Raw genomic sequence first — 23,619 nt, 5'->3', positions numbered from 1 at the left:
CAAGGGGAGAAGGACGAGCGCACCTCAATAGCAATACGAAACCCCATCCAGGATCGCACATTGCCGCTTGTTCGGCGCGTTGGGATCGTCCATCGGCACCATGCCCTTGCCCTGGCCGACGAATACGCCGGGTCCGACATGCACCGAGCTCTTGTTGCCGATGATCACGCTCGGATGCGGCGTCGAGCTTGAGCGCGTGCCGTCCGGCCAGAGGATGGCATCGCCGGACAGCATCCCGCGCCGCCCGTCGTCGCAGCTCACGTCGACGCCCTGCCGGGTGCAGACCTGGGCCACTGCCGGCACGGCGAAGGCGGGGACAAGGGCCGGGATCAGGCTCAGTACGGCGAAGGTCTTGCGGATGGTCATGGGGTCCCTGCGAGTGTTTGGCGGCTTCCCGTGAATCGTCGCGCCAAACCCGTCTCGGGTTCAGCCGGGGTGGCGGGCCGGCGGATTGGCGCAACGGATATTACCTTGTAACTACAACAAGTTGCGGAAAATCGACCGGATTGACCCGCGATCACTTGCAAAATCATCAGCGCCCCTTCAAGAGAGGCGCTCCGGAGAGATGGCCGAGTGGCTTAAGGCGCACGCTTGGAAAGCGTGTGTGCGGGAAACCGTACCGTGGGTTCGAATCCCACTCTCTCCGCCATATCCATCTGAAATCAAATACGAATTTGGCTTGTCGCGGAACTTTTGAGGTTGTCCGCTCGACGCGGCTCGCCCGTCTCCGGGCCGTCGGAGAAGGTTACGGCCGCGCTTCGGTCGGGGCTGCGGCCCGGCCGCGCCAGATCTGCAGCAAGGTCAGGGTGACCGCGAGCAGCAACGGACCGAGCACCACACCCGGCGCTCCGAGAAACACCAGCCCACCGACGACGGCGATGAACGACAGCATGGTGTGCATCCGAAGCTTGTTGCCGACCAGCATTGGATAGACCACGTTGTCCACGAGCCCGACGACCAGCGTTCCCCAGATCGCCAAGATGACCGCGGAGCTGTAAGCGCCGCTCAGGGCGAGAAACGCAGCGGCGGGCGCCCAGATCACGAAGGCGCCGAGAAACGGAACGATCGCGAGAAGGGCCATCAGCACGCCCCAGAACACCGGAGCGGGCAGGCCCAGCCACCAGAACATTAATCCCCCGAGACCACCCTGCAGCGCCGCGACCGCAAGGGTGCCGAACACCGTCGCGAAGATCGTGTCGATCATCCGACGTACGACCTGCGAGAATTCAGGCTCCGACAGCGGTAGGTGAAGCTCCGCGGCCTCCGCAATCTTTTCCCGATCGCGCAAGAGGTAGAACAGGAAGTAGAACGTCAACAGCAGGTTCGCCACTCCGGAAAAGGAGGCGCGCAGGACCGAGCCGCTCCAGTTGGCGAGCGCCGCCGTCGCCGTTCGTATCAAATCCGGAAAATCCACCTTGTCGTGCAGCCATTGCAGCGCCGGGGCCAGCCAGCGATGCTCGCCCATGAGCCGCGTCCAGTCCTCCGCGTCGAACATGGGCACGACCAGCGCCGCGCTCTTGACGGCCTCGTTGAGCAGGGTCCCCGCGATCAGGATCGCCGGAACGACCACGATGCATGCAGTGATCATGGTCGTGATCAGGGCCGAAAGACCGCGGGACCCGACGCGCTTGCTGATCGCGTTATCGACCGGCGCGAACAAGACGGCAAGCGTCGTCGACCAGACCAGAGCCGCCAGGAATGGCTTTGCCATGAACGCACTGATGGCGAGGCCCAGAGCGATGACCACGGCCAGATTGATCGAAGCCAGCCTGCGATCCGGAATTTGCGGCGCGTGGAGCATGGGGCGAGTCTGACCGTCCTGTTTCATCGTCTGGCTATGGCGCGAAAAGCAAGCTGCCGATCATGAGCATGCATATGACGGGCCTGACGCGCGGCCGCTTGATTTGAGTCAATCGGACGCGCGTGCGACGGCCATGGTCCCAGTTGACGGCTGTGCTTCGCGACATGGTCTTGCGAATGGCGCGGGGTGCGGCAACGTCTCCTGACGATTGGTCGCATTGGCGGCTCTCGCCAGCGCGCCATGCAGAAACGCACCTATACAGGTCCGATCCGCCTCCGTAACCTCGCGCCGCGTAACTCAAGGAGGTACCAGGTGGCGAAGAAGGCGGCGGCCAAGAAGATTGCTTCCAAGAAATCGGCAACGAAAGCATCGCGCAAGACATCTTCAGCCCGGAAGGGCGTTGTTGCGAAGTCAGGTGCGAAGAAGTCAGGTGCGAAGAAGGCCTCCCCGCGCAAGCCGGCTGCACCTCCGCGTCCCAAGGGCGCGCCTTGGCAATGGTCGGCGGTGGAGACCGCAGCCGCAATCCGCTCCGGGGCGATCTCGGCAGTCGAGACCGTGGAAGCGCATCTCGAACGGATGCGCGCGGTCAATCCGAAGCTGAACGCCGTCGTCGTCGATCTCTCGGAGGAGGCGCTTGCCGCCGCCCATGCGGCGGACAAGCAGCGCGCCAAGGGAGCTGCGCTCGGCCTTCTGCACGGGGTACCGATCACGATCAAGGAAAACGTCGATTACCAGGGCCGGCCGAATTTCAACGGCGTGCCCGCCAACAAGGACCTGATCGCCCCGTCGGATGCGCCGGTCGTGCGCAACCTGAAGAAATCGGGCGCGATCGTCATCGGGCTCACCAACACGCCGGAATTCTCCTTCCGCGGCTTCACCGACAATCCCCTGCACGGGCTGACGCTCAATCCCTGGGATCCCGATATCACCTGCGGTGGCTCGTCGGGCGGCGCAGGCTCGGCGGTCGCCGCCGGCATCGGCACCATCGCCCATGGCAACGACATCGGCGGCTCGCTGCGCTGGCCGGCGCATTGCAACGGCATTGCCACCATCAAGCCGACGCAGGGGCGCATCCCCGCATTCAACGCAAGCGCCACGGCGGAGCGGCCGATGCTGGCGCATCTGATGTCGGCGCAGGGGCCGCTGGCGCGCCATGTCGCCGACGTTCGCCTTGGGCTGGAGGTGATGAGCCAGCGCGATCCGCGCGATCCCTGGTGGGTGCCGGCGCCGCTGGTCGGCGAGAAGCCGAAGGGGCCGATCAAGGTGGCGCTGGCCAAGATCCCCGACGACATGGACGTCGATCCCTCCGTCGCCGCGGCGCTGCGCCAGGCCGCGGACCATCTCGAACGTTCCGGCTACCGCGTCAGCGAAGTCGAGGTGCCCGACATCAACGGCGTCTGGCAGACCTGGTGCGACATCATCACCAACGAGACGGTGGTGATGCAGGAGGCCGGCATGCTGAAGGTCACGTCGGAAGACTTCCACAAGGCCTGGGGCGGCATGAAGGCCAAGGCGAACGTGCTCGATCTCAAGGCCTGGATGCAGGCGACCGCCGCGCGCAACGGCCACATTCGCGCCTGGCAATTGTTCTTCGAGGACTATCCGGTCGTGCTGGCGCCGACCACGGTGAAGCCGACGCCCGGCCCGCGCGACGACACCGTCAGCGCCGAGCGCGTGCAGGAGATCTTCTGGGGCGAGATCCGCTTCATCTCGGCGATCAACGTGCTCGGCCTGCCCGGCGCCGTGGTGCCGGTGGCCGTCCACGACGGCAAGCCGATCGGCGTGCAGCTCATTGCCGGGCGCTATCGCGAGGATCTCGCGCTCGATGCCGCGGCCGCGATCGAGAAGCGTGCGGGCGTGCTCGTTCGTCGCCTCTGGGAGATGATGGACTGACCACCGCTCCCGAGGGCTGCGCACCCCACGCGCGGAGCCCTCGGGAAGGATCGATCAGTTCGTGAGACGCGCGGAAGTGATCGCCTTCTGGAACAGCGCGCTCAACGCATCGCTGATGCTCGAATCGCTCGAAACCTCGTAGTAATAGCCGGACGTCGCGCAGGCCTGCATCTTGGTCGAGATCGAACTGCGCCATGGCGCGATGTAGGTGTTGTACCAGCTGTTGTTGGTGATCGCGAGATAGGTGGTGTAGAGCACCGCGATCTTGACGCCGCGCGCCTTGATGGTGTCACAGATCGTCGTTGTCAGCGGCTCCTGGCATCGGCCCGAAGAGGCGATCACGGTCTGGCTGCAGCTCGAAGGATAATAGTAGTCGGCAACGCCATCGGAGACGAAGAACAGCCATTTCTGCGGCGAGGATGACGAACCGTCTCCGGGTGTCGGGATCGCGCCGTTCATCGACGACAATATGCCGTCGAAGTCGGTGCACATGTCGTTGTTGTAGTTTGTGTAGGGAATGGTCATCAGGTCGACGGCGGAAACCGCGGTCTTGACGGAGGAGAGGCTCGACGTGAGCGCCGAGATCGTGGTCAATCCGATCGAGCTGCAATCGCTGCCCATGGTGTAGACCGCCATCCGATACTGATTGCTGACGAGCTGGCTCGCGGTCGCAGTATCCGTCAGCGATTGCGTCGCGTCGCGCACCAGGTCGATCCGCATCTTGATTCCGAGCTTCTTCGCGATCGAGTAGTAGCTGTTGGTCTGCTTGGTCTTCTTCGAGCTGGACGTGTAGGTGTCGTGGCAGGCAAAGGCACAGCTGTCGGATGTCGCGCTCTGGAGCGCGGTCATGTCGGCCGTGGTGGCGCCAAGCCCCTGCGATGGCGAGTTGTCCAGCAGCACGTAGAAGTCGATGTAGGACGGCAGCGAGGCCGCCGCGCTCGAGGAAGCCGAAAACTCCAGGGTCTTGTGACCCAGGATTCCCATGAAATAGGTCGTCACGGACGACGACGCCGTTCCCGTGGCGGTGCGCGTGGTGACGCTGTCGGTCACGGTGATGGTCACCGATTTCGCCGTCAGGCCGGTCGCCGACATCTGCCCGGCGAAGGTGTTCAGCGCATCGCTCTGCGCGGTCGACGCGCTGTTGGTGATTTCACTCTTTGCCGTCGCGACCAGCACCGCGGCGTCGAGTGCTGCGATCAGCTTCGCTCGCGCTCGGGTGGCAAGAGAGTAGTCCACGGCGGCGCCAACGAAGGACAGCAGCGGCAACAGCGCAAGCGCGAAGATGACGGCAATGTTGCCGCGCCGGTCGGCGGCAAAGCGCGAGAGCAGGTGACTTTCATTGGCGTTCGTCAAGCCGGCATGTCCCAAAGCAAAGAACGATGCGCGAGCGTAAAATCCACGAGCTTACGCAACGATTGACCGTTGCATGATCGCTGATGTCCGCTGATTGCGGATCGTGTCGCCGGGACCTTGAGAGATGTCGCGAAATGATTCGATGGCCTCGCCGTGACGATTGCGACGGCGGGGCGCTCGATCGTGTCGCGGCGGAGGATGATCTTGCGAAGCTGGGCCGGCGTCCCGGCACGGGTCCCGGATCGATGCCCCCGGACGGAGGCGCATGCTGCGCCGTTGCCACGAAGCGGACGGCGCTTCTGGTCGGACCGCCAAAGGGTGCAAATTCGTTAATGCGCTTTAACCCGAATTCCGGCCAATTCGCCCACAAGTGTTAGGGTTACTTCCTCGATCTCTAAGCGAATTATTGTCCGCTTTACCACCCGCCTCTAACACGGGCGAGGCGGACAACGCACATGCCTCATTCCAGGCCAATAAGTGCGGCCCGCCCACGCGGAGGTGGCACGATGCGCAACGAGACGATCGCTATTCACGCCGGTTACGAGCCCGAAGCCACCACGCACGCGGTCGCCGTGCCGATCTACCAGACCGCGGCCTATGCCTTCGACAGCGCCGATCACGGCGCGGCGCTCTTCAATCTCGAAGCCGAAGGCTTCCGCTACAGCCGCATCGCCAATCCGACCAGCGCGGTGCTGGAGAAGCGCATCGCCCAGCTCGAAGGCGGCGTCGGCGCGCTCGCGGTCGCGACCGGCCAGGCGGCGCTGCATTTCGCCTTCGTCAACGTCGCCGATCACGGCGGCAACATCGTTTCCGTGCCGCAGCTTTATGGCACGACCCACACGCTGCTTTCGCACATACTGCCGCGGCAGGGCATCACCGGCCGCTTCGCCGAGAGCGACGGACCGGATGCGGTCGCGAAGCTGATCGACGAGAACACCCGCGCGGTGTTCGCCGAGACCATCGGCAATCCCGCCGGCAATGTCTGCGACATCGAGGCGCTGGCCAAGGTCGCGCATGCGCATGGCGTGCCGTTGATCGTCGACAACACGGTCGCAACCCCGATCCTGCTCAAGCCGTTCGACTACGGCGCCGACATCGCCGTGCATTCGCTGACCAAGTTCCTGGGTGGTCACGGCACCACGCTCGGCGGCGCCATCGTCGATTCCGGAAACTTCCCGTGGGCGAAATACGCCGAGCGCTTCCCGGCCTACAACAAGCCGGACGCCTCCTATCACGGCCTCGTCTATGCCGAGCGCTTCGGCCGGACCGCCTATATCGAGCGCGCGCGCAGCGTCTATCAGCGTACCATGGGCTCGGTGCTGTCACCGTTCAACGCCTTCCTGCTGCTGCAGGGCATCGAGACCGTGGCGCTGCGCATGGAGCGCCACGTCGAGAACGCCCGCAAGGTCGCCGAGTTTTTGCGCGGCGATTCCCGTGTGGCCTGGGTCAACTACACCGGCTTCGCCGATAGTCCGTATTACCCGTTGGTCCAGAAGTATCTGGACGGCAACGCCTCCTCGCTGTTCACCTTCGGCATCAAGGGCGGCATGGAAGCCGGCAAGACCTTCTACGATGCGCTGAAGCTGATCACGCGCCTCGTCAATATCGGCGATGCCAAGTCGCTGGCCTGCCATCCGGCCTCGACCACCCACCGCCAGATGTCGGCAGAGCAGCAGCGCGTGGCCGGCGTGCTGCCGGAAACCATCCGCCTCTCGATCGGCATCGAGCACATCTCCGACATCATCGAGGACATCGACCAGGCGCTGGACAAGGCCTGCGGGTCGGCGCGCCTCGAGGCCGCGGAGTAGGCGGCTCCGCCAATGACGATCTTGATCGACAGGGATCAAGTCATCTCGAGCCCGGCACTGGTGCCGACCGAGCGCGATCTCGCGCGCGATCACGGCGCCGAACTTACGATCGGGCTCGTCAACAACATGCCGGATCCGGCGCTGAAGGCGACCGAGCGGCAGTTCATGAAGCTGCTCCAGGCCGCAGCAGGCCCGTGCCGCATCCGCTTCCACTGCTTCTCGCTTCCGAGCGTGAAGCGATCGCCGGAAGCGCGGTGGCATGTCGAGAGCGAATATTCCGATCTCTCCGATCTGAAGAAGCAGAAATTCGACGGGCTGATCGTGACCGGCGCGGAGCCGGTGGCGCCCGAGCTAGACCAGGAGCCGTACTGGCACGACCTCACCGAGCTCATCGACTGGGCCAAGGCCAACACGCGTTCGACCATCTGGTCGTGCCTTGCCGCGCATGCGGCGGTGCTGCATCTGGACAGCATCGCCCGGCGGCGGTTGCCGGCCAAATGCCACGGCATCTTCGATTGCGATGTCGTGACGAGTGATTCCATGACGCGCGCCGCATCGGGGCCACTGAAGGTCTCGCATTCGCGCCTGAACGAGATCGCGGAGAGCGATTTGGTGGAGGCCGGGTATCAGGTGCTGACTCGCTCCGAGACGGCCGGCGTCGACGTTTTCGTCCGCCAGTATGCCAGCCGCTTTGTGTTCTTCCAGGGTCACCCGGAATACGACGCATTGTCGCTCCAGCGCGAATATCTGCGCGATATCGGCCGCTATCTCGCGCGGGAGCGGGATAATTATCCGCGCCTGCCCGTGAGCTATTTTGACGCAGCGACGGAAGAGAAACTCGCCCGCTTCGAGAAGAAGGCGGCGCACCAGCGCCACCCGGCCCTCACCAACGAGCTGCCCGCGCTGAATTTGCGGGCGGATATCGGCGCCGGCAGCGCGGCGGCGGTGCTTTTCCGCAATTGGCTGCAATATCTCAGCGCTGAAGCCGAGGCGTCGGTTCCTGCGCGTCAATCGAAAGACGTTGGTTCCGCGTTAGGATTACCCAGGCGTTAAGCTTGCCTCGACCGGCACGCGAATGTTTCAGTACGGAAATATGTAATCACGGGAACGCGATCGTGTGGTCGGCACTCCAGGGACGCGTGAGCAATCGGCTGGCCCGGCATTTCCGCGCCGCGCCGCACCGGCTGCCGGCGCACGCGCCGATCGTGAGCTTCACCTTCGACGATGCCCCCGACAGCGCCGCAGGCGAGGGGGCCGAGCTTTTGGAACAGCATGGCGGCCGAGGCACGTTCTATCTCGCCGGCAGCCTGATCGGTCAACCGTCGGATCATTGGCACGGCTTGTCGGACGATGCGATCGTTCGGCTTCACCGCAGAGGTCACGAGATCGCCTGCCACACCTTCTCGCACCAGAGCTCGGCCAATCTCGACGAGGCTGCGATGGCGCGCGAGATCGACCAGAATCGTTGCTATTTCCGCGCGATCGATTCGTCGATCAATCTGGAGAACTTCGCCTATCCCTATGGGATCGCCTCGGTCTGGCGCAAGCCGCAGCTCGCCAAGGCTTTCCGTTCGGCGCGCGGCATCCTCCCCGGCGTCAACAGCGACGTCATCGATCTCCAGTTCCTGCGCGCTTCGCCCCTGGTCGATCGCGAGATCGACAAAGCAGGCGTCGATCGCTATTTCGACGAGGCCGTCGCGAGCGGGGGATGGCTCATCTTCTACGGCCATGACGTTGCGAACGCGCCGAGCCCCTATGGCTGCACGCCGAAGCTGATGCGCCATGCGCTGGAGGCCGCTGGACGGCGCAACATGCCGATCGTGACGGTGGCCGAAGCGCTGCGAAGGATCGGGGCGTAGTATTTACTTCACCTCTCCCCGCTTGCGGGGAGAGGTCGGATTGCATCGGAGATGCGATCCGGGTGAGGGGGGTACAGGTCCGTCGACGATCTCATGCGGGGAGAGAGGCCCCTCACCCCACCCCTCTCCCCGTAAGAACGGGGAGAGGGAGTGGAAGCAGCGGTGCGCCCCTCAAACGGTCTTGCCACGCTCGTCCCGCCATGCGACTGGCCTTGTGACGAATCCACGGTCCTGGTTCCAGCCTCCGATGTCCGCTCCTTCCACTGCTTCGCTGCCTGCGCCGGCCAACGGCCGCGACGCGCTGTCGGTGCTGCATTCGGTGTTCGGCCTGCCGGGTTTCCGCGGCGCGCAGGGTGAGATCGTCAGGCACGTCACGGATGGCGGCAATTGCCTGGTCTTGATGCCGACCGGCGGCGGCAAATCGCTGTGCTACCAGCTTCCCTCGCTGCTGCGCGAGGGCTGCGGCATCGTGGTGTCGCCATTGATCGCGCTGATGCGAGATCAGGTCGCGGGACTGATCGAGGCCGGCGTCAATGCCGCGGCGCTGAATTCGTCGCTGTCGTTCCAGGAAGCCTCCGAGATCGAGCGGCGCTTGCTCGCGGGCGATCTCGATCTGCTCTATGTCGCGCCGGAACGCCTGGTCACGCCACGCTGCCTGTCGCTGCTCGCGCAGGCGAAGGTCGCGCTGTTCGCGATCGACGAAGCGCATTGCGTCTCGCAATGGGGTCATGATTTCCGGCCCGAATATGTCGGCCTCTCCGTCATCGCCGAGCGGTTTCCCGACGTGCCGCGCATCGCGCTGACCGCGACTGCCGACGAGCTGACGCGCAAGGAGATTGTCGAGCGGCTTCAATTGACCGGCGCGCCGCAATTCGTCTCCAGCTTCGATCGTCCGAACATCCGCTACGAGATCGTCGACAAGCGCAGCGCCGTGTCGCAGCTCAAGGAGTTCATCCGCGAGCGTCACATGGGCGATGCCGGCGTGGTCTACTGCCTGTCGCGCAATCGGGTGGAGGAGGTCGCCGCCGCGCTCGATGACGCCGGCATTGCGGCACTGCCCTATCACGCGGGGCTCGACAGCAGTGTCCGTTCGCGCAACCAGGACCGCTTTCTCAACGAGGACGGTATCGTCATCGTGGCGACCGTCGCGTTCGGCATGGGCATCGACAAGCCGGACGTCCGCTTCGTCGCCCATCTCGACCTGCCCAAGAGCATCGAGGCCTATTACCAGGAGACGGGCCGCGCCGGCCGCGACGGCAAGCCGTCGGCGGCCTGGATGGCCTACGGCCTCTCGGACATCGTGCAGCAGCGCCGCATGATCGACGAGTCCAGCGCTTCCGACGACTTCAAGCGGGTCTCGATCGGCAAGCTCGATGCCCTGGTCGGCCTTGCCGAAACGCCGCACTGCCGGCGCCGGCGCCTGCTCGCCTATTTCGGCGAGATCGTGATGGGTGAGAGTTGCGGCAATTGCGACAACTGCCTGACGCCGCCGAAGATGCGTGACGGCAAGGTGCTGGCGCAGAAGCTGTTGTCCTGCGTCTACCGCACCGGGCAACGTTTCGGCGCGATGCATCTGATCGACGTGCTGGTCGGCCGCCTGACCGAGAAGGTGACGCAGTTCGGCCACGACAAACTGTCGGTGTTCGGCATCGGCCGCGAGCTCAACGAGAAGCAGTGGCGCACAGTGCTGAGGCAATTGGTGGCGATGGGCCATTTGCAGAGCGACAGCGAAGCCTATGGCGCGCTGAAGCTGACGGAGAGCGCACGCGGCGTGCTGCGCGGCGAAACGGAGGTCTGGCTGCGCGAGGAGGCGCCGCAGACCCGCGTTCGCGCCAGCCGCGCCAAGTCCCGGCGCAGCGATCTCGCGCCCTCGGCGGGCACGCCCCAAGGCGATGTCGATCCCGAGCTGCGCGCGCGGCTGCGGTCCTGGCGGTCAGACATCGCGCGCGAGCGTGGCGTGCCGGCCTATGTCGTGCTGCACGATGCCACCATCGACGGCATCGTCCGGGCCTGGCCAACCACGCTGGACGAGCTTCGCAACGTCCCCGGCATCGGCGACAAGAAGCTCGAGCACTACGGCGACGAGCTGCTGCAGATCGTCAGGACGCGGTAGGCGCCCGATCTCTCCACACCGTCATCCCGGACAAGCGCGCCCAAAGCGCGCGCAGATCCGGGATCCATGGCCACAAGACGAAGTTGCTGCGACGCGCTGGCAACTCCGAGTCTTCGCAAAACGACTGCCGCGGCGTATGGGTCCCGGGTCTGCGCTGACGCTTGCCCGGGACGACGGCGGTGTCTGAGGCGCGAGCGCTATGCCTCCCTCACCCATTCCTGAACGCATACGCGTATCCGTTCAGCGCGGGCGCGCCGCCGAGATGGGCGTAGAGGATCTTCGCGCCCTTCTCGAAATAGCCTTTCTTCGCGAGGTCGATCAGGCCCTGCATCGACTTGCCCTCATAGACGGGGTCGGTGATCATGCCCTCGAGGCGCGCGGTGAGGCGGATCGCCTCCTTGGTCTCTTCCGAGGGCACGCCATAGGCGGGATAGGCGTAGTCCTCGATCAGCACGACGTCGTCGGCGACGAGATCCTTGCCGAGCTCGACGAGCTTTGCCGTGTTCTGCGCGATATCGAGCACCTGGGCCTTGGTCTGATCAGGCGTGAAAGATGCATCGATGCCGATCACCCTTCTGGCGCGGCCGTCGGCGGCGAAGCCGACCAGCATGCCGGCATGGGTGGAGCCGGTGACGGTGCAGACCACGATGTAGTCGAACTTGAAGCCGAGCTCGGCTTCCTGCTTGCGCACTTCCTCGGCGAAGCCGACATAGCCGAGGCCGCCGAATTTGTGCACGGAGGCACCGGCGGGGATCGCGTAGGGCTTGCCGCCCGCCGCTTTGACTTCCTCAATCGCCTGCTCCCAGCTCTTGCGGATGCCGATGTCGAAGCCGTCGTCGACCAGGCGCACGTCGGCGCCCATGATGCGCGAGAGCATGATGTTGCCGACGCGGTCATAGACGGCGTCCTCGTGCGGCACCCAGGCTTCCTGCACCAGGCGGCACTTCATGCCGATCTTGGCGGCGACGGCCGCGATCATGCGGGTGTGGTTCGACTGCACGCCGCCGATCGAGACCAGCGTGTCGGCGTTGGAGGCGATCGCGTCGGGGATGATGTATTCGAGCTTGCGCAGCTTGTTGCCGCCATAGGCAAGGCCGGAATTGCAGTCCTCGCGCTTGGCATAGACCTCGACATTGCCGCCGAGATGCTTCGACAGCCGCTCCAGCTTCTCGATGGGCGTCGGGCCGAAGGTCAGCGGATAGCGCGGAAATTTGTCGAGCTTCATGGGGTCATCCCGATTGGCGTTGATGCTGGCTGCTGCCTAGCACCGCTCCCTGAAAATGTGCTCTCAAATACTGCGCCCACATTGCGCGAATTCTTGCGCTAACGACGAATAGTGCTAAGAAATCTCTCAAGTTATTGGAACTATATGAAAGCTTCTTTCATGGCTGCCCGGCTTGATCGCACCGACCTTAAGATCCTGAGATTGCTGCAGAATAACGGCCGACTGAGCAATGCCGAGCTCGCGGAAACCGTGGCAATCAGCCCCGCGACCTGCCATCGCCGCACCCACCGGCTGTTCGAGGACGGTTTCATTGCCGCCGTGCGCGCCATGGTCGCGCCCAAGAAGGTGGCCAAGGGCACGCTGGTGATGGTCGGTGTCGTGCTCGACCGCTCGACGCCGGAGAGCTTTGCGACCTTCGAGCAGGCGATCGCAAGACTGAAATTCGTGCTCGACTGTCACCTGGTCGCCGGCGACTTCGACTATTTCCTCAAGATCCGGGTCGGCGACATGGAGGATTTCAACCGCATCCACGGCGAGCAGCTCATCGCGCTGCCCGGCGTGCGCCAGACCCGCACGTTCTTCGTGATGAAGGAGGTCGTCGACAACGCGCCGCTGGAATTCTGAGCGAAGGCTATTGATGCGCGAAACGCATCATGAAAGATTCGTTCGATGCAGACTTTCCCCTTCCGCCAGCACAATCCGGCCGGGCCGACCTATCGGCGCGGCTGGGTGGACGAAGCCGTCGCCGCGATCGAGGCCGACCAGTGCCGCACCGCCGATACGCACCTGATCCGGCTGATCGTGCCGGCGCTGTCGGGCATCGACATCTATCTGAAGGACGAGTCCACGCATCCGACCGGCAGCCTGAAGCATCGCCTGGCGCGTTCGCTGTTTCTTTACGCGCTCTGCAACGGTCACATCCGCGAAGGCACGCCCGTGGTCGAGGCTTCCTCGGGATCGACCGCGGTGTCGGAGGCCTATTTCGCCGAGATGATCGGCGTGCCTTTCTATGCCGTGATGCCGCGCACGACCTCGGCGGAGAAGATCGCGGCGATCGAGCATTATGGCGGCAACTGCCATCTGATCGACGACGGCCGCGCGCTCTATGCGGAGGCGGCTGCGCTCGCCGCCCGTCTGAACGGCCATTACATGGACCAGTTCACCTTCGCCGAGCGCGCCACGGACTGGCGCGGCAACAACAACATCGCCGAATCGATCTTCAGCCAATTGCAGGGCGAGCCGCGTCCGCTGCCGGATTGGATCGTGATGGGCGCGGGGACCGGCGGCACCTCGGCCACCATCGGCCGCTATTTGCGCTATCGCCAGTATCCGACGCGGCTGTGCGTCGCCGATGTCGAGCACTCCGCTTTCTTTGACTGCTTCCGCTCGCAGGACCGCTCCCGTGTTTGCGACCGGCCGTCGCTGATCGAGGGCGTCGGACGGCCGCGCTGCGAACCGTCCTTCGTGCCTGGTGTGGTCGACCGCATGATGAAGATCCCGGATGCGGCGACGATCGCGGCGATGAACGTGCTGTCGCGCCGGCTGCGTCGGGCGGTCGGCGGCTCCACCGGCACCAATTTCCTGGCATTGTGCCGCCTCGCGTCCGAGATGCGGCAGGCGAACGTAGCAGGGTCGCTGGTGACGCTGATCTGCGATTCCGGCGAGCGCTATCGACAGACCTATTATGAGGGCGAATGGCTGAAGGCGCGCGGTCTCGATCCGGCGCCGTTCGAAGCGGCGCTGTCGTCGTTCCTCGAGACAGGTGCGCCACTGGCGCTGGACGTCGACGACGTCGTCAATCCGCAGAACGTGTGAAGCCTCGACGGGCTCCAATCCATGTCTCCCCGCCATTTGCAGAATTGCACGGCCGTCACGGCAACTTCACTTGCCTTGCGCGGGGGAGCAGGCGAGCCTCGCGCCCTCTCAACGAGGAGACTCCCGCCGTGCGCCTTCCCATTCTCGATCCCAAGGATCTGACCGCCGAACAGAAGCCGCTCTATGACGACATGCGGGCCGGCATCAAGGACCATTTCAAGGGCTTCGTGAACATGCGCGAGGACGGTGCGTTGCTCGGACCCTGGAATCCCTGGGTCCGCGAGCCGCGCTTCGGCAAGCCTGTGTGGGATCTGGTCAAGGCGATCGCGTCGAACCCGCTGCTGCCGGCTCCGGTGCGCGAGGTCGCGATCCTCGTCACCGGCTCGCATTTCCGTTCCGGCTACGAGCTCTATGCCCATGTGCTGGTGGCCGAGCAGCGCGGCCTCTCCGACGAGAAGCTCGCGACCATCGTCGCCGGCCAGCGGCCGGCCGATCTCACCAAGCAGGAGGCGGTCGCCTACGACATGGCTTCGGCACTGGTGAGCGGCGGCGTGCTGCCCGAGCTGACTTATCGCGCTGGCGTGAAGGAATTCGGCGAGCACGGCGCGGCGGAGTTGTCCTATCTCGTCGGCGTCTATTGCATGGTTTCGGTCACGCTCAACACGTTCGACGTGCCCGTGCCGGAGTAACAGAAGCAGCCTTCGGTCACTCCGCCGCCTTGTCGGCCGGCAAGGGAGGCACGAAGGCGACGCAGCGATTACGGCCCTCGGCCTTGGCCTGGTAGAGCGCCGAATCGGCGGCGCTCATCAGCGCGTCGACGCCCGACATGCTCGCGGTCGCCTCCGCGATGCCGATGCTCACGGTGACGCCGAACTGAATGTGCCCAGCCACGATCTGCGCACTCATCACGCGCTTGCGGATGCGTTCAGCGACGGTCTTCGCGCGCGACAGGCTGGTCTCGGGCAGCACAATCGCAAACTCCTCGCCGCCGAGACGGCCGACGATGTCCGATTTGCGCTTGCCGTCGAGGCAGGCGGAGGCAACGGCCCTGATCGCGGCATCGCCCACGGCATGGCCGTAGCGATCGTTGACCGACTTGAAGTGGTCGATATCGAGCATCAGCACCGAGACAGAGCGATAGTAGCGCTGGAACCGGCTCCCTTCGGCATCAAGGCACTCGAGAAAGTGGCGGCGATTATAGAGGCCGGTGAGCGGGTCGGTGGTCGCGAGCGTCTCCAGCATCGCCGCCTTTTGCGTGAGGTCGGTGATGTCGACATAGGTCAGCATGCGGCCGCCATTCGACATCGTGGTGCAATGGGCCCTGATGCGCCGTCCGTCCGGCGTCTGCAGGTCGCGGACGTGGTCGCCGGCCTTGACCTCTGCGACCCGCCTGGCCGGAAATCGCGTCAGTTCATTTGCCGGCAGGTTCGGCGCGCTTGCGCGATGGGCCCGGCTCACCAGCGATGCATAGGTCGGCCGGCTCGCTGCTTCCTGCTCGCTGACTTCCCAGAATCGGCGCATCCGCCGGTTCATGAAGCTGGTGTTGAGATCGCGATCGAGCAGCAGCACGCCGTCCTCGACATTTTCGAGCGCGTCGCGCAGAAATTTGAGCTCGTCGGCATAGTGCACGATGTCGGTGACGGGCGTATAGGTCAGCATGCGCCCGCCGTCGGGCAGCGGCGTGCATTGCATGCGAACGACGTCGCCGCCGGTGCGGCGCAGATCGAGCGGCGAGGCGTCACCCGCCTGGACGTGACGAACCCGCTCGGCGACGTAGGCATCGAGTTCGGCCGGCAGGATCTCGTAAGCGAGTGTATCGCGGCCATGATGCATCAACGTCACGAATGACGGATAGCTGTTGGCGACGTCATCCGGCAAAAGCCACATCTGCCGGAACGCGTGGTTGATCAACCTGGCGCGCAGATTTGCATCGAGCAACACGATGCCGAGCGGGACGAAATCCAGCGCCGCGCGAAGCGCGAGCATCTGCCCGCGCATCATCGCGTCGGACGAGCGTCCCCGTTCCTCGCCGGCGTGGCGCTCGATGCCGTTCGGTTGCTCGAAGGCGATGCCGACCTGCCGGTCGGACCGCCAGATCACGCGGCAGGACAGCATCTCGCGTCCCGCCAGCCTGAGCTGGAAACGCTCGGGCACGCCGAGGCTGCTCTCCATCTCCAGCGTTGCGGCCTCTTCGGTCAGCCGGCGTACGACGCAATCGATCGTGGACTGGCCGAAATTGAAGAAGATCTTCCCAGCAAGCAACGTCCGTTCCGGAACCAGATGGGACATTCGCGGGCCTCCCAAGCGAACACGATGCGAAAGGTCGGTCCAGTTTGGCTCAAGCTTCCTTGCGGCGGCGTAACGCAATCGGGGTTTTGGGATGAGGATTAACAATTGGTTGACGGAGCGGTGCGGCCACCCGGCGGCGACTGCCGATGCTGCGCATCATCGAAATCCTGCGTGGCCGCAGTCAGTTCCGCACGGCGTAGAGCGGCGTTCGCAGGGTCAGCTGGTAGGACGGCTTCGGCATCCAGGCGATCTGCGCGGTGATGCCGAACAAGCGGTTGTCGTTGTCATCCATGCGATCGAGGTCGAGCCGCAGGATCGGCTGCGTGAAGGACTCCGCCAGCGTCCGGCCGGCGAGCTGCGCGCCGCCGAACGACTGCACGCCGAGGCGTCCGGTGAATTTCCAATTGCTCGGCCATTGGTAATAGCCGCCGGCATAGAGGATCGTGTTTGGCCGGATGCTGGCGAACGGGCTGGCGATGGTGGTGTAGGTATGTTGCATGCCGGCCAGCCAGCCCCGCGTCTCGTCCTCGTCGAGCGCGTAGTCGAATTCCAGGATGTTGTTGAACGAATTCGTCATGCCCTGCTCGTTCGGCACCGATTGCGTCAGGGTCGATTGCAGCGTGATGGTCGGAATCGAGCCGCCATCCTGGCGGTAGAGGTCGGCCTGCACGCCAATGTTCCAGCTCGTGACGTCGAACGTCGACCAGCCGCCGCCGATGTCGGTCGTCGAGCCCGACACGCCGCCATAGAGCGAGACGCGGTCGGTGACATCGACGGTCAGCGGCAGGTCGACGGCAATCGATTTCGCAGCAGGCAGGCCGTTCGGCAGTGTCACACCTCTGCGCACCGCCAAAGCCTCGAGCGCGGTCGAGAGCGATGTGGTGCCGAAGCCCAGCCCGAGCGTCCCCGCCGGGATCGTCGCATAGCTCGTACGCAGATCGAGATAGAGGTTCGGGGTCGCGGGCTTCGCCGGTGCATCCTCCTCATCGTCGGCGGCGAAGGCCGCGCTGGCCGAAGCCACCAGACAGGCCAGTGCCATCGCGATAATGCGCAAGGTCGGACGAAGCGGTGGGCGGTGAGGGGACACGTGACAATCCGACGCGTGGGCCGTGCTGGCGAAATCGTGAGCTAGATGGAACGTGATCATTCCCGCGGTCAAGCGCTATCCGCAAACCATGGACTGCATCGACGGGCGCGGCTACCTTGCCGCGATCGCACTGACTCGCTCGCCGGTCGAGATCGGCCGGACAACGGAGGACGACAGCCATGACCACGTCACGCCGCATCCTGCTCGCTGGAATGGCGGGGCTTGCCGTCGCTCCCGCCGCCGCGGCGGCTGCGCCCGCGCCGGTGCCCGATGACACGACGGTTGCCGAGGAACGCTTTGCGCGCATGATCGCGGCCGCGCATGCGCCCGACGTCACCTGTGCCCGCCGGGCGGAGCGCTATGCGGACACGCATTGGCCTGACTACGTCATGGCCGCCCGGGCCGTGATCGACGCGCGCGCGTAAATTTCTTCCTTCTCCCGCGACGGGTGAGGGTAAGAAAGTGCCCTATCTCTCCACCGCTCGCCGCACCTGCTCGCCGATCTGCGACAGCACCAGCTGCGCTTGCGGCAGGATGGCCCCCATGGCGTGGAAATTGTGAACCATGCCGTCGTGGCAGACATGCTCGACGGCGACGCCCGCGGCGAGCAGCTTGCGGGCATAGGCATTGCCTTCATCGCGCATCGGGTCGTATTCGGCAGTGTGGATGATCGCGGTCGGCAGGCCAGCGACCCGTGTTGCGCGCAGGGGAGACACGCGGGGATCGGCGGTGTCGATGCCCTCAGGCAGATAGTCGGCGAGATCAGCCTCGATCGTGACGCGGTCGATCAGATGGCCCTCGGCAAAGGCTTCGCGTGAGGGCGAGGTCTCCTCGAAATCCAGCACTGGGCAGATCAGACATTGCGCGGCGATGGCAAGGCCTGCGGTCTGTGCCGCTTCCTGGCATACGATGGCCGCGAGCGTTGCGCCGGCGGAATCGCCGCCGACCACCAGGCGATCCGCGTCGATGCCGAGCGAGGCGGCCTCGCGCGCAACCCATTCGGTGGCGGCGATCGCGTCCTCGACGGCGGCGGGAAATTGGTGCTCCGGCGCGAGCCGGTAGTCGACCGAGACGAGGTGGCAGCCGGTGGCATGCGCCAGCGCTGCCGCGATGCGGTCATGCGTGGCGATGCCGCCGGCAACGAGACCGCCGCCATGAAAGAACACGAAGCCCGGCGCAAGCTCCTCGGCATTTGCAGGCGCGTAGAGACGATAGGGCACCTCGCCCACGCGGCCGGGCAGCACGCCGTCGCGCGTCGTCACGCCAGGCGCATCGGTGCGGGCAAACTGCATCAGTTTTGCCAGCGATTGCCGCCGCGCCTCCACGCTCGGCCGGGCTCTCGCCTGTGGCGCAGCCGCGGCCATCATGGTCAACAAGCGCTTTGCGAGCGGATCGAGCGGCATGCTGCTTCCCTTTTCCTGGCAGGACAGGGTAGCCCACCACTTCCCCGCAGGGAATCCTTTAGATGTTGCGCCCAATAGTGGCGCTATAATGCGGCATCACGCCAAAGGAGGCCTGATATGGCCGAGATCAAGAAACCGATCGAATACTCGCCGAGCTGGACCTTCTTCGAGGGCAAATGGCACGACGGCAACGTGCCGATCATGGGGCCGCGCACGCATGCGGCCTGGCTCGGCTCGGTGGTGTTCGACGGTGCGCGCGCCTTCGAGGGCGTCGCGCCCGATCTCGACCGTCACGTCGCGCGCGCCAACCAATCCGCGATCAATTTCGGCCTGAAGCCGGTCGTCGATACCGGCACCTGGCTCGGTCTCTCGACCGAAGGCATTGCGCGCTTTGCGGCCAATGCCGAGCTCTATGTCCGTCCGATGTACTGGGCGCAGAACGGCTCGGGCGGCGGCGTGCTGTTCGATCCTGAAACCACCAATTGGTGCCTGTGCATCTACGAGGCGCCGATGCCGAAGCCAACAGGCAACGCCATCACGCTGTCGCCGTTCCGCCGGCCCACCGCCGAATGCGCGCCGGTCGAGGCCAAGGCGGCCTGCCTCTATCCGAACAATTCGCGCGCGCTTGCGGAAGCCGCCTCGCGCGGCTTCCAGAACGCCTTGATGCTCGACATGCTCGGCAACGTCGCCGAGTTCGGCAATTCCAACGTGTTCATGGCCAAGGACGGTGTGGTCTTCACGCCGGTGCCGAACGGGACCTTCCTCAACGGCATCACGCGCCAGCGCGTCATCAGCCTGCTGCGCGGCGACGGCGTCACCGTGGTCGAGAAGACGCTGCGCTATGCCGATTTCCTGGCGGCGGACGAGATCTTCTCCACCGGCAATTTCGCCAAGGTCGCGCCCGTGATCCGCATCGACGAGCGCGAGCTGAAGCCGGGCCCGTTCTACGCCAAGGCACGAAAGCTCTATTGGGATTTTGCGCATGCGGTGAAGCTGGCGGCGTAGGCGCCGCGCACTCCGTCATTGCGAGGAGCCCTTGCGACGAAGCAATCCAGAATCTTTCCGCGGCGGCAGTCTGGATTGCTTCGCTGCGCTCGCAATGACGAGCCTGTGGCGCGTGCGGCGTTCGCTCACGAGCCTCGCCGCCCAAACCGGCTGAACTGAAACGCTTGCGTCGAATCCCACGGCGTATGATGCGTCTCGCGCCGGGTCTCGACCAGCTCGAAATCCGGCCCGAGCTCCGCCAGAAGGCTCGCGCTGTCATGGCGCTGCACCGGCAGGCCGCTGCACTTCTCCGGACCGTCGGGCGCGAACGTCGCAATGATGATGTGGCCGCCGGGGGCAACCGCAGACCGCAGGCGTTCAACGTAGGCCGCCCTGTCGCGGGGATCGGTCAGGAAGTGAAAGGCAGCACGATCGTGCCAGACCTCGTAAGTCTTCGCGGGCTGCCACGTCGTGGCGTCGGCAACGATCCAGTTGGCCGCTGATGCGGCGGGGCCGATGCGCTTCCTGGCGGCGTCAAGCGCGTTGGCGGAGAGATCCAGCACGGAGACGTCGCGATATCCGTCCTGCAACAATGCATCGACCAGACGGGACGCGCCGCCGCCGATATCGATGATGGCCGCGTCATGATCTGGGCCGGCCGCCCGGATCATCGCGAGCGAGGTCGAGGGGCTATGCTGAAACCAGCTGACCTCGGCCTCGCCCTTGGTGGCGTAGACTCCGTCCCAATGGGAGCTTCGGTCGGACATGTCGTATCCTCCGGCTCGTTCGGCTGCCGAGGAGAAGGATGACCTACTCGTCCTTCTTCGACATCCGCTCCAGGCGATCCTGCATTTCCTTCATCTGCTGGCGCAGATCGTCGATGTTGCTGTCCTTCGGCGCCTCGGCATTCGCGTCGGGTTCCGGCTCGGCCGCCGTCGAGCGCTGCGGCTGGGCGAAGGGCTTGAACATCGAGAAGGTCTGCTGGAACAGCTCCATGTTGCGGCGGACCTGTTCTTCCAACGGAGCAAAAGGAGTGCCGGACAGCGTGTTGGCAATCTGCTTGCGGAACTTCTCTTGCTCCTGGGTCAGGGTCGCGATCGATTGTTCCAGATATTTCGGCACCACCATCTGCATGCTGTCGCCGTAGAAGCGAATGAGCTGGCGCAGGAAGGTAGTGGGAAGCAGGTTCTGGCCGGCCTTGTTCTCCTGCTCGAAGATGATCTGGGCGAGCACGGAGCGGGTGATGTCGTCGCCGGTCTTGGCGTCATAGACCAGGAAATCCTCGCCATCCTTGACCATCGCGGCGAGGTCTTCCAGCGTCACGTAGGTGCTCGTCCCGGTGTTATAGAGCCGGCGGTTCGCGTATTTCTTGATGGTCGTGGGTTGGTCTGATTTCGCCATGGGCTCTCACTTGCAAACGCGGAGAACGGGAACCCGGCGGGCCATGCCGCAGGGCGGGAAGAGTACGCAACGCAACAAAATAAGCATTTTCAAAGGGCTTACGCTACCGTTTTGTGCGGCACGGTTAATCGCGGAGCAAAATCTTGCTTGCGAAAGCGCCAAGAACGCTATTTTGAATGCGCTGCGGCATGAATTCGGTCGCCGGCCGATTGACATGCCTCAACGACGTTAACAGGATGGCTCACGAGACTGGCGAGCCGTTTCTTTAGCCCCGCCTGCCCCTTTCAAAGAACCTCAAGCCTCAGGAGATGCCCATGTCAGACGATGTCGTCATCGTCAGCGCCGCCCGCACCCCGGTCGGAAGCTTCAACGGAGCGTTCGCGACCCTTCCCGCCCATGATCTCGGCGCCGTCGCCATCAAGGCCGCGCTGGAGCGCGCTGGCATCGAGCCCGGCCGCGTCTCCGAAGTCATCATGGGGCAGATCCTGACCGCCGCCCAGGGCCAGAACCCGGCCCGCCAGGCCTCGATCGCCGCCGGCATCCCGGTGGAGAGCCCGGCCTGGGGTGTGAACCAGCTTTGCGGCTCCGGCCTGCGCACGGTTGCGCTCGGCTATCAGGCGCTGCTCAACGGCGATTCCGAAATCGTGGTCGCTGGCGGCCAGGAATCCATGAGCATGGCCCCGCACGCCCAGTATCTGCGTGGCGGCGTCAAGATGGGCGCGGTCGAGTTTGTCGACACCATGATCAAGGACGGCCTGTGGGATGCCTTCAACGGCTACCACATGGGCAACACCGCCGAGAACGTTGCGCGGCAGTGGCAGATCACCCGCGCCCAGCAGGACGAGTTCGCGGTCGCCTCGCAGCAGAAGGCCGAGGCGGCGCAGAAGGCGGGCAAGTTCAACGACGAGATCGTCCCCGTCACCATCAAGGGCCGCAAGGGCGACACCGTCGTCAGTGCCGACGAATATCCGCGTCATGGCGCGACGCTCGACGCGATGGCCAAGCTCCGTCCCGCCTTCGAGAAGGATGGCACGGTCACCGCGGGCTCTGCCTCCGGCATCAATGACGGCGCCGCCGCCGTGGTGCTGATGACCGCCAAGCAGGCGGCCAAGGAAGGCAAGAAGCCGCTCGCGCGCATCGTGTCCTGGGCGCAGGCCGGCGTCGATCCGAAGATCATGGGCTCGGGCCCGATCCCGGCCTCGCGCGCCGCGCTGAAGAAGGCCGGCTGGAACGTCGGCGATCTCGATCTGATCGAAGCCAACGAGGCCTTCGCAGCGCAGGCTTGTGCCGTCAACAAGGACCTCGGCTGGGATACCTCCAAGGTCAACGTCAACGGCGGCGCGATCGCGATCGGTCATCCCGTCGGCGCATCCGGCGCACGTGTGCTGGTGACCTTGCTGCACGAGATGCAGAAGCGCGATTCGAAGAAGGGCCTTGCCACGCTGTGCATCGGCGGCGGCATGGGTATCGCGATGTGTCTGGCGCGCGACTGAAGGTAACTGACGCGAAGCTGACATGCTGTTGCGCGTGCGCTGCACACGTCGGTGAGTGCGTTGCACGCGATTAAAAAGGCAGCGGTTGCAAATCAAATATTCTTCGCAACCGCGCAGGCCTCGACTAAATACAAACGCCCGGCTCAACGCCGGGCGTTTTGTTCTTGATGTCCGTCAAACCACCCGCATAATCCAACGCTAAAAACAATCACTCCAGAAACGTCCGAAGAGTCCAAGGAAGAGTCCAAGGGAAGGAATACGATATGGCACGTGTTGCATTGGTCACGGGTGGTACGCGGGGCATCGGTGCTGCGATCAGCAAGGCACTGAAGGCGGCTGGCTACAAGGTTGCTGCGAGCTATGCCGGCAACGACGCGGCCGCGGAGAAGTTCAAGGCCGAGACCGGCATTGCCGTCTACAAATGGGACGTCAGCAGTTTCGATGCCTGTGCCGAAGGCGTGAAGAAGGTCGAGGCCGATCTCGGGCCGATCGAGGTGCTCGTCAACAATGCCGGCATCACCCGCGACACCGCCTTCCACAAGATGACGCTCGAGCAGTGGAACGCCGTCATCAACACCAATCTCGGCTCGCTCTTCAACATGACACGCCAGGTCATCGAGGGCATGCGCTCGCGCAAGTTCGGCCGCATCATCTCGATCTCGTCGATCAACGGCCAGAAAGGACAGTTCGGCCAGGTCAATTATTCCGCGGCGAAGGCCGGCGACATCGGCTTCACCAAGGCGCTCGCGCTGGAGAACGCCAAGGGCGGCATCACCGTGAACGCGATCTGCCCCGGCTACATCAACACCGAGATGGTGCAGGCGGTGCCGAAGGACGTTCTCGAGAAGAACGTGATCCCGCAAATCCCGGCCAACCGGCTCGGCGAGCCCGAGGAGATCGCGCGCGCGGTCGTGTTCCTCGCGGCCGACGAGTCCGGTTTCATCACCGGCTCGACGCTGACGGTCAACGGCGGCCAGTACATGGTGTGATGCGATCGCATCAGGTGCGATCATAAGCCAATGTCCCGTCATGCCCGGGCTTGTCCCGGGCATCCACGGCCTTACAACGACCGTCGCCACGGATGAACGTGGATGG

General features: G+C 64.6%; 21 protein-coding genes and 1 tRNA gene. 13 read left to right on the top strand and 9 right to left on the bottom strand.

Going from position 1 to position 23,619, the window contains the following annotated elements; translation table 11 throughout:
* Positions 1 to 24: 24 nt before the first annotated feature.
* Positions 25 to 366 (bottom strand): hypothetical protein, encoded by a 342-nt coding sequence (locus tag Q0743_RS04970; RefSeq protein ID WP_298240471.1) that lies wholly within the window; start codon positions 364 to 366, stop codon positions 25 to 27.
* A 193-nt stretch (positions 367 to 559) separates the two neighbouring features.
* Between Q0743_RS04970 and Q0743_RS04965 the strand changes: the two genes are divergently transcribed.
* Positions 560 to 649, top strand: a tRNA-Ser gene (locus Q0743_RS04965).
* A 96-nt stretch (positions 650 to 745) separates the two neighbouring features.
* On the opposite strand, the gene Q0743_RS04960 is transcribed toward Q0743_RS04965, so the two are convergent.
* Positions 746 to 1,801, bottom strand: a complete 1,056-nt coding sequence (locus tag Q0743_RS04960; RefSeq protein WP_298240470.1) for an AI-2E family transporter — start codon at positions 1,799 to 1,801, stop codon at positions 746 to 748.
* A gap of 312 nt (positions 1,802 to 2,113) precedes the next feature.
* Between Q0743_RS04960 and Q0743_RS04955 the strand changes: the two genes are divergently transcribed.
* Positions 2,114 to 3,694, top strand: coding sequence for an amidase family protein (locus Q0743_RS04955; protein WP_298240469.1), 1,581 nt, complete (start codon positions 2,114 to 2,116; stop codon positions 3,692 to 3,694).
* A gap of 54 nt (positions 3,695 to 3,748) precedes the next feature.
* Here Q0743_RS04955 and Q0743_RS04950 read toward each other — a convergent pair whose 3' ends face one another.
* Positions 3,749 to 5,047, bottom strand: a complete 1,299-nt coding sequence (locus Q0743_RS04950; protein WP_298240468.1) for a TadE/TadG family type IV pilus assembly protein — start codon at positions 5,045 to 5,047, stop codon at positions 3,749 to 3,751.
* Between the two features lie 506 nt (positions 5,048 to 5,553).
* Here Q0743_RS04950 and Q0743_RS04945 point away from each other — a divergent pair.
* The 4 genes from Q0743_RS04945 to recQ all read left to right on the top strand — a co-directional run bounded on the left by Q0743_RS04945 (position 5,554) and on the right by recQ (position 10,827).
* Positions 5,554 to 6,855 (top strand): O-acetylhomoserine aminocarboxypropyltransferase/cysteine synthase family protein, encoded by a 1,302-nt coding sequence (locus Q0743_RS04945; protein ID WP_298240467.1) that lies wholly within the window; start codon positions 5,554 to 5,556, stop codon positions 6,853 to 6,855.
* A gap of 12 nt (positions 6,856 to 6,867) precedes the next feature.
* Entirely contained in the window at positions 6,868 to 7,908 is a 1,041-nt protein-coding gene (locus Q0743_RS04940; RefSeq protein ID WP_298240466.1) for a homoserine O-succinyltransferase, read from the top strand.
* A 62-nt stretch (positions 7,909 to 7,970) separates the two neighbouring features.
* Positions 7,971 to 8,714 (top strand): polysaccharide deacetylase family protein, encoded by a 744-nt coding sequence (locus tag Q0743_RS04935; RefSeq protein ID WP_367184845.1) that lies wholly within the window; start codon positions 7,971 to 7,973, stop codon positions 8,712 to 8,714.
* Between the two features lie 247 nt (positions 8,715 to 8,961).
* On the top strand, positions 8,962 to 10,827 hold the full coding sequence (gene recQ, locus Q0743_RS04930) for a DNA helicase RecQ (protein WP_298240464.1): 1,866 nt from the start codon (positions 8,962 to 8,964) through the stop codon (positions 10,825 to 10,827).
* A gap of 208 nt (positions 10,828 to 11,035) precedes the next feature.
* Here recQ and Q0743_RS04925 read toward each other — a convergent pair whose 3' ends face one another.
* Entirely contained in the window at positions 11,036 to 12,052 is a 1,017-nt protein-coding gene (locus Q0743_RS04925) for a 1-aminocyclopropane-1-carboxylate deaminase (RefSeq protein WP_298240463.1), read from the bottom strand.
* 159 nt (positions 12,053 to 12,211) lie between these two features.
* Here Q0743_RS04925 and Q0743_RS04920 point away from each other — a divergent pair, with 159 nt between their 5' ends.
* The 3 genes from Q0743_RS04920 (at position 12,212) to Q0743_RS04910 (ending at position 14,556) form a co-directional block, all read left to right on the top strand.
* Positions 12,212 to 12,676 carry an Lrp/AsnC family transcriptional regulator gene (locus tag Q0743_RS04920; RefSeq protein WP_298240462.1) on the top strand — a complete coding sequence of 155 codons (465 nt, stop codon included), beginning with the start codon at positions 12,212 to 12,214 and terminating at the stop codon, positions 12,674 to 12,676.
* A 45-nt stretch (positions 12,677 to 12,721) separates the two neighbouring features.
* Positions 12,722 to 13,867: a PLP-dependent cysteine synthase family protein gene (locus Q0743_RS04915; RefSeq protein WP_298240461.1), complete on the top strand. Its 1,146-nt coding sequence runs from the start codon at positions 12,722 to 12,724 to the stop codon at positions 13,865 to 13,867.
* Positions 13,868 to 13,995: 128 nt separating this feature from the next.
* Positions 13,996 to 14,556, top strand: a complete 561-nt coding sequence (locus Q0743_RS04910) for a carboxymuconolactone decarboxylase family protein (protein ID WP_298240460.1) — start codon at positions 13,996 to 13,998, stop codon at positions 14,554 to 14,556.
* A gap of 16 nt (positions 14,557 to 14,572) precedes the next feature.
* On the opposite strand, the gene Q0743_RS04905 is transcribed toward Q0743_RS04910, so the two are convergent.
* A complete protein-coding gene (locus Q0743_RS04905) occupies positions 14,573 to 16,156 on the bottom strand; it encodes a sensor domain-containing diguanylate cyclase (RefSeq protein WP_298240459.1) in 1,584 nt (527 codons plus the stop codon).
* Positions 16,157 to 16,337: 181 nt separating this feature from the next.
* On the bottom strand, positions 16,338 to 17,195 hold the full coding sequence (locus Q0743_RS04900; protein WP_298240525.1) for a hypothetical protein: 858 nt from the start codon (positions 17,193 to 17,195) through the stop codon (positions 16,338 to 16,340).
* Between the two features lie 227 nt (positions 17,196 to 17,422).
* Between Q0743_RS04900 and Q0743_RS04895 the strand changes: the two genes are divergently transcribed.
* Complete coding sequence (locus tag Q0743_RS04895; RefSeq protein ID WP_298240458.1) at positions 17,423 to 17,668, top strand: hypothetical protein; 246 nt, start codon at positions 17,423 to 17,425, stop codon at positions 17,666 to 17,668.
* Between the two features lie 42 nt (positions 17,669 to 17,710).
* On the opposite strand, the gene Q0743_RS04890 is transcribed toward Q0743_RS04895, so the two are convergent.
* On the bottom strand, positions 17,711 to 18,646 hold the full coding sequence (locus Q0743_RS04890; protein ID WP_298240457.1) for an alpha/beta hydrolase: 936 nt from the start codon (positions 18,644 to 18,646) through the stop codon (positions 17,711 to 17,713).
* Between the two features lie 117 nt (positions 18,647 to 18,763).
* On the opposite strand from Q0743_RS04890, the gene Q0743_RS04885 reads away from it, so the two are divergent.
* Positions 18,764 to 19,651, top strand: coding sequence for a branched-chain amino acid aminotransferase (locus Q0743_RS04885; RefSeq protein ID WP_298240456.1), 888 nt, complete (start codon positions 18,764 to 18,766; stop codon positions 19,649 to 19,651).
* 125 nt (positions 19,652 to 19,776) lie between these two features.
* On the opposite strand, the gene Q0743_RS04880 is transcribed toward Q0743_RS04885, so the two are convergent.
* Together Q0743_RS04880 and phaR are read right to left on the bottom strand one after the other, a co-directional pair.
* A complete protein-coding gene (locus Q0743_RS04880) occupies positions 19,777 to 20,397 on the bottom strand; it encodes a trans-aconitate 2-methyltransferase (protein ID WP_298240455.1) in 621 nt (206 codons plus the stop codon).
* Between the two features lie 43 nt (positions 20,398 to 20,440).
* Positions 20,441 to 21,031 carry a polyhydroxyalkanoate synthesis repressor PhaR gene (phaR, locus tag Q0743_RS04875; RefSeq protein ID WP_298240454.1) on the bottom strand — a complete coding sequence of 197 codons (591 nt, stop codon included), beginning with the start codon at positions 21,029 to 21,031 and terminating at the stop codon, positions 20,441 to 20,443.
* 314 nt (positions 21,032 to 21,345) lie between these two features.
* Here phaR and Q0743_RS04870 point away from each other — a divergent pair, with 314 nt between their 5' ends.
* Positions 21,346 to 22,524, top strand: coding sequence for an acetyl-CoA C-acetyltransferase (locus tag Q0743_RS04870; protein WP_298240453.1), 1,179 nt, complete (start codon positions 21,346 to 21,348; stop codon positions 22,522 to 22,524).
* Between the two features lie 263 nt (positions 22,525 to 22,787).
* Positions 22,788 to 23,513, top strand: a complete 726-nt coding sequence (gene phbB, locus Q0743_RS04865; RefSeq protein WP_100180835.1) for an acetoacetyl-CoA reductase — start codon at positions 22,788 to 22,790, stop codon at positions 23,511 to 23,513.
* The last annotated feature ends 106 nt before the right edge of the window (positions 23,514 to 23,619 follow it).

It is taken from the genome of uncultured Bradyrhizobium sp., from assembly GCF_936943645.1.
Lineage (GTDB): Bacteria > Pseudomonadota > Alphaproteobacteria > Rhizobiales > Xanthobacteraceae > Bradyrhizobium.
Note: the sequence above shows the minus strand (reverse complement) of the source record. Positions and strands in the feature narration are given on the sequence as shown.